This is a genomic window from Candidatus Cryptobacteroides sp. (assembly GCF_056207615.1).
Window position 1 is genome coordinate 1 of sequence record NZ_JBAEER010000115.1, and the last position, 5,858, is coordinate 5,858.

A 5,858-nucleotide genomic window follows, 5' to 3' on the forward strand; every position below is an offset into this window, starting at 1 on the left:
AGGCCGCTCTTTGTCGACGGATGGTACTCATGCACTCCGCAGGGCTACAGGAATGTCAAGGCTTCGATGACTGAATACTTCTTCGACAGCTATCCTGAGGAGACGACCACCGTATCGGAGACCTTCTTCGTGACCCAGGCAGGTTGCTTTACTGCTCCGGTTGCGACTATTGAATGCCTTTACGCTCCGCACTATGTCGCGAATAGCGAGTATACAGGAGAACTGCAGTCAAGATGATGCTCACGATCATGGCTATGCCAGGGCTAGGCTTGAACAGATGGTGTCGGCGATAAGCCTGTGACCATTCTCATTAGGGTGCATTCCGTCAGCGCAGAGCAAACTTCTGAAGTCTCTTCGGTTGAGGAATGCACTCGTGATGTCTACGAACGGCAGCTTCTTGAGCGCCGCGATCTTGAACACCTCGAGGTTGTAGATCTCGTGCCAGTTGTAGATGTAGGAAGGCTGTCCTCCCAGCCATCTCTCCACGTTCTTCTTCTGCCTGTCGTCAAGACCACGCATCACATTTGAGTAATACTTATCCGGGTCGATAGGCGGCATGGAGATGATGACCGGGGTGACGCCCTGGTCAAGAATCTCGTCAACGATTTCTATATAGTTGTGTCTGAATGTGTCTATGTCGGTATTCGGACTATGAGGAGCTTCCGGGTCATCTCCGATCTCGTCCCATCTGTATGCACTGTCGTTGCCCCCGAATTTAAGGAGCACATAGTCCGCCTCCTTCACCTCGTCGAGATGCCTGTCGACAATCTTCTTGCCGGTGGTCACGGTGCTGCCGAACTTGCTGAAGTTCTCGATCTCCACTCCGAGCCTGCGGCTGCACTCTTCGGTGAAGCTCTCGTCGCTTACCTTATATTTCATATCCGATATGCTCCTGTTCCTATCAACGACGACTCCCTTCATTATTGAGTCTCCAAATGCTAGAATCTTCTTCATTGCTGTGTCTTTTCTTTGGTTTCGATGATGCAAAGGTAGAGGGCGGTCTCGGGCTGTGGAAACAATCTTTACCGGGGATGGGCGAAAGTGACGAGATTTGGATTTTTGGGATTAAAGTTCCATATTTGGGATGAAAAACGGACAAATTTGCACTTGTCACAGCGTTGACAGGGATGATTTAAGACTTGATTAGTGACTAATGAAGACGCCTGAAGTACCCGGAAGGTGGGGGCCACAGTTGATTTACGCGATATTCGTTCCTCTCTTCTTCTTCGCATTCGTGCTGGTGTTCAACCCCTATGACATGTTCACTTTCTATGACATGGGAATGGGGCGTTTCACCCTGAACATACTCATGTTGTTCTGCATATCTCTGGTATGTATGGCTCTCACGAGGACAGCCTTATATTTGGTGATGAACCTCGCGAAGGTGAAGATATCATGGTTCTGGTATGTGGTGTGGTGCCTTGCCGAGATCATGATAATCTCGCAGTTCCATACACTCTACAGCTCACTGATGCTTCATACATGGTACCTTTCTGCTCTCGACGATTGCGTGAAGTTCAATTATACCATCCTGGTGTTCCCCTACGTGATCATCACTCTCTCTCTTCTCGTGAATGATCTGAGAAATGATACTGCCGGAGGTGCGGAGTCAGACGAGTCTCTTCTCCGATTCCATGACGAGAACCAGAAACTCAAGCTCGTCATCGCTGCGCCTGCGGTGCTATATCTTCAGTCTGAGGAGAATTATGTGCGTATCCACTACCTGGAGTCCGGCAAGCTGAAGAATTACGTGCTCCGAAATTCCATGAAGAGCCTCGAGGATAATCTTGCATCGCATGGCCTGGTTCGTTGTCACAGATCCTATGTCATAAATTCAAAGCATGTCAAGGTGCTCAAGAGAGAGGCGGAGGGAGTCATACTTGCCCAGCTTGATGTTGACGGAACTGCTCAGATTCCTGTATCCAAAAGGTATTATGACCAGATAAGTGCTCTCCTTTCTTAGGGATTTTTTGATTTTTAGGGCATTTTTATTTGGGGATTAAAAATATCTGCGTATATTTGCATTCCCATTTCGGGAGCTTAGCTCAGTTGGTTCAGAGCGTCTGCCTTACAAGCAGAGGGTCGGGGGTTCGACTCCCTCAGCTCCCACTGATGAAGAAGTTGACCAAAGGTCAGCTTCTTTCTTTTTTACCCCCGCTGCTATCGCAGCTGCCCCGGTGGGGCATGCCGTCTACGCTGCGTTCCGACGGGTGTCTCCGTGGCTCAATTTCCATTTCGCACACTTCGACACGGCGCTGATGCGCCTTGTTATCGACTGGCGTTTTTTGTTATATGTCTGTCGTTTGCGTGCCCAACGGCTTTTTTCGTATATTTGCAATCCTTTACATATAAAACCCTATGAACAGAGTCGTAATAACCGGCATGGGAATATATTCCTGCCTTGGCAAGAGCCTTGACGAGGTGAGGGATTCTCTCTACACTGGAAAATCAGGAATCATACTCGATCCGCTCCGCAAGGAGATGGGCTTCCGCTCAGGTCTTACCGCTTTTCTCGAAGTTCCGGACCTGAAGAAGGAACTTTCCAGGAACCAGAGGGTGTATATGCCAGAGCAGGCCAAATATGCCTACTGTGCGACTCGCGATGCCCTGGCATCTGCCGGCATAACCCAGGATTATCTTGATACCCACGATGTCGGTCTTCTCTATGGAAACGACAGTACGGCTGAGCCTGTATACAAGGCTGTGAATACCATTATGGAAAAGAAGGACACCACCCTCTGCGGTTCGGGCGCCATCTTCCAGTCCATGAACTCTACCGTGACCATGAACCTGGGCTGCATCTTCAAGCTCAAGGGTATCAACCTCACCGTTTCCGGTGCATGTGCCAGCGGATCGCACGCAATAGGCCTCGCGGCTCTTCTTATCCAGAACGGACTTCAGGAGATGGTGGTATGCGGTGGTGCACAGGAGGTGAATCCGGCATCGGTCGGCTCGTTCGACGGCATCTCGGCATTCTCCATCAGGGAGGACGAGCCGACCAAGGCCAGCCGTCCTTTCGATCGTGACAGGGACGGTCTCGTGCCTGGCGGCGGAGCTGCTACCGTCATACTCGAGAGCTATGAATCTGCGATCAGAAGAGGCGCACCTATCATCGCAGAGGTGCTCGGATATGGATTCTCAAGCAACGGAGACCATATTTCTTCTCCTAACGTCGAGGGCCCATCTAAATCCCTTATGATGGCGATTCGTCGTGCCGGAATCGATATCCGCGAGATCGGATACATCAATGCCCACGCTACCTCTACCCACGTCGGTGATGCAAATGAGGCAAAGGCAATCTACAATGTCTTCGGGGATCAGCGCACCGAAGTCACGAGCACGAAGTGCCAGACCGGACATGAGATGTGGATGGCGGGTGCCAGCGAAGTCATCTATTCCATTCTCATGATGAAGGGAGGATTCATCGCCGGCAACATCAATTTCGAGAACCCGGACGAGGATTCGGCCAAGCTTCTGATCCCGTCCCACACCATAGAGAAGGGCTTCGATACCTTCCTCTCAAACTCCTTCGGATTCGGAGGAACCAACTCAACCCTGATAATCAGGAACCTCTAGATGGAACGCAGCGCCATAGTCATTGGCAGCGGACTCGGAGGTCTGCAATGCGGTCATATCCTTTCCCGTCATGGATGGAAGGTGACCGTACTCGAGCAGCACAGCACCATAGGTGGCTGCATGCAGTCCTTCCGCAGAGGCTCCGCGACCTTTGACACCGGACTCCATTTCGTCGGTGGAGCAGGTGAGGATGGCGGTCTTGAAAGTCTTTTTGCGGACTTCGGTCTCATGGAACTGCCATGGAAACGTCTCGACGGCGAGGAGGTCTGCATTGGAGGACAGAGTTTCTTTCTCCCATCAGGTTATCCTGCCTATGAGGAGGCCTTGTGCGGCTATTTTCCGTTGTCGGCAGGCGAAATCAAGGACTTTGTGCTTCAACTCAGACAAGTTGACGGACATCCTGAGTATGTGGAGATGAACGCATACTCATGGCTTTGCAAGACCATTTCGACCCCTCTGCTGAGGAAGGTGGTTTCGGGTACGTCGCTCAAGATGGAGCTCGACGCGAAGAGGCTTCCGCTGTATACTTTCGCGAGGATAAATGATGCCTTCATCAGGTGTTCATGGCGTCTTTGCGGAGGTGGAAGCCAGATGGCGGATAAGCTCGCGGAGGACATACGTTCGATGGGCGGAGAGGTGCTCACTGGCAAGAAGGTCATTGCCCTGGAAAGCAATGGCGGAGCGGTATCCGCCGTTCTGACAGATGATGGGGATCGCTATTCCGCAGATGTGGTGGTGTCGGACATACATCCTTCATCTCTGGTGTCTATGACGGATGGGCTGAGAAAGATATATAGGACGAGGGTCGCGAGTCTGGAGAACACCAGAGGCCTCTCTACAGTCAATATACGACTTCATGGCGGAGCTGCTGCCGTAGAGAACCGAAGCATATATGTGCATTCGGAAGATGCTGATCTCTGGAATCCACGCACAGATGTTCTCGAGACAGTGGGAATCAGTTTCGGGGAGGGAACGGTCGACCTTATGACCAGGACGGAATACGCGTCGCGCGATGAACTCGTGGGCCGCTGTGTCGATTTCGTGTCCGGCAGGCTGCCATGGCTCAAGGGTGCGATTGATGCCGCGTACGTCAGCACGCCTTCCACCTATGAACGCTATACCGGTACTCCTGGAGGTTCTGCGTATGGCTTGGTGAGGGATTGCGGAGATATCATGAGGACCTCGCTTTCAGTAAGGACGCCGTTGGCAAACCTATATCTGACTGGTCAGAACATCGGAATACACGGCGTGCTTGGGGTGACCAAGTCGTCATATCGTACATGTGAAGAAATATTAGGAAAGAATATATGAAATACGCATTGGTAACAGGAGGCAGCCGCGGAATCGGACGTGCGGTGAGCCTCAAGCTTGCATCCATGGGCTATACTGTCCTTGTGAACTATGTCTCCAACGAAGCGAAGGCACAGGAGACCGTAGACCAGATCAAGTCAGAAGGTGGCGACGCACAGTTGCTGAAGTTCGATGTCTCTGACGCGGAGCAGACTCGTGACGCCATCACCGCATGGCAGCAGGCGCATCCTGAAGATTACATCGAGGTCGTAGTCAACAATGCCGGAATACGCAGGGACAACCTCATTGTGTGGATGTCTCCTGAGGATTGGGGCAAGGTGATCAACACCAATCTCGGTGGCTTCTACAACGTGACTTCGCTCCTTATCAAGCCCATGCTCATGCATAGGTTCGGCCGCGTGATCAATATGGCCTCCCTGTCAGGACTCAAGGGAATGACAGGTCAGACCAACTATTCGGCTGCCAAGGGTGGTCTCATCGCTGCGACCAAGGCTCTTGCCCAGGAAGTTGCACGCAAGGGTATCACAGTCAACGCTGTCGCTCCTGGCTTCGTGAGGACGGACATGGTAGACGGTCTCGACGAGGCTGAGCTCAAGAAGCATATCCCTATGAACCGTTTCGGCGAGCCTGAGGAGGTCGCGAATCTCGTCGGCTTCCTCGCATCCAAGGAGTCATCGTACATCACCGGAGAATGCATCTCTATCAACGGCGGACTCTATAGCTAGTCGCTGTATTTTGCCTTGAGCAGAACGAAAAAAGATGCCGACCCTTTTGGGCCGGCATCTTTTATTTATTGACAAATATTATTCGTCGATACCCTCGATAGTCTCGATGTTGCCTTCAGCGTCGAAGGTGAGCTCGCAGACCTTAAGGCTGCGGAGCCATGACTTGCCGCCAGAAGGAACGCTGTCGTGATGGAAGAGGTACCACTTGCCCTGATACTCGATGATGGCGTGGTGAGTGGTCCAACC

General features: G+C 51.9%; 6 protein-coding genes, 1 tRNA gene and 1 pseudogene. 6 read left to right on the forward strand and 2 right to left on the reverse strand.

From position 1 onward, the window contains the following. The coding region (locus tag AC06ND_RS06855; protein ID WP_475678249.1) for an alpha-2-macroglobulin family protein at positions 1-237 on the forward strand (237 nt) is incomplete at its 5' end. A gap of 15 nt (positions 238-252) precedes the next feature. Here AC06ND_RS06855 and AC06ND_RS06860 read toward each other — a convergent pair. Continuing rightward, positions 253-954, reverse strand: a complete 702-nt coding sequence (locus AC06ND_RS06860; protein WP_475678250.1) for an SGNH/GDSL hydrolase family protein — start codon at positions 952-954, stop codon at positions 253-255. Between the two features lie 199 nt (positions 955-1,153). Between AC06ND_RS06860 and AC06ND_RS06865 the strand changes: the two genes are divergently transcribed. The 5 genes from AC06ND_RS06865 to flxB all read left to right on the forward strand — a co-directional run bounded on the left by AC06ND_RS06865 (position 1,154) and on the right by flxB (position 5,612). After that, on the forward strand, positions 1,154-1,963 hold the full coding sequence (locus AC06ND_RS06865) for a LytR/AlgR family response regulator transcription factor (RefSeq protein WP_475678251.1): 810 nt from the start codon (positions 1,154-1,156) through the stop codon (positions 1,961-1,963). A 71-nt stretch (positions 1,964-2,034) separates the two neighbouring features. Further along, positions 2,035-2,109, forward strand: a tRNA-Val gene (locus tag AC06ND_RS06870). Between the two features lie 249 nt (positions 2,110-2,358). Next, positions 2,359-3,576, forward strand: coding sequence for a beta-ketoacyl-[acyl-carrier-protein] synthase family protein (locus tag AC06ND_RS06875; RefSeq protein ID WP_475678252.1), 1,218 nt, complete (start codon positions 2,359-2,361; stop codon positions 3,574-3,576). Next, positions 3,577-4,887 (forward strand): phytoene desaturase family protein, encoded by a 1,311-nt coding sequence (locus tag AC06ND_RS06880; RefSeq protein WP_475678253.1) that lies wholly within the window; start codon positions 3,577-3,579, stop codon positions 4,885-4,887. After that, entirely contained in the window at positions 4,884-5,612 is a 729-nt protein-coding gene (gene flxB / locus AC06ND_RS06885) for a flexirubin biosynthesis SDR family reductase FlxB (protein WP_475678254.1), read from the forward strand. Before AC06ND_RS06880 ends, flxB begins: the two co-directional genes overlap by 4 nt. Positions 5,613-5,690: 78 nt before the next feature. Here the strand turns inward: flxB and AC06ND_RS06890 are convergent. Next, positions 5,691-5,858: pseudogene (locus AC06ND_RS06890) on the reverse strand (alpha-N-arabinofuranosidase); the annotation flags it as partial.

Coding starts and splice junctions, on each gene's coding strand:
- AC06ND_RS06880 (WP_475678253.1), top strand. CDS start 3,577: ATGGAACGCAGCGCCATAGTCATTGGCAGCGGACTCGGAGGTCTGCAA.
- flxB (WP_475678254.1), top strand. CDS start 4,884: ATGAAATACGCATTGGTAACAGGAGGCAGCCGCGGAATCGGACGTGCG.
- AC06ND_RS06860 (WP_475678250.1), bottom strand. CDS start 954: ATGAAGAAGATTCTAGCATTTGGAGACTCAATAATGAAGGGAGTCGTC.
- AC06ND_RS06875 (WP_475678252.1), top strand. CDS start 2,359: ATGAACAGAGTCGTAATAACCGGCATGGGAATATATTCCTGCCTTGGC.
- AC06ND_RS06865 (WP_475678251.1), top strand. CDS start 1,154: ATGAAGACGCCTGAAGTACCCGGAAGGTGGGGGCCACAGTTGATTTAC.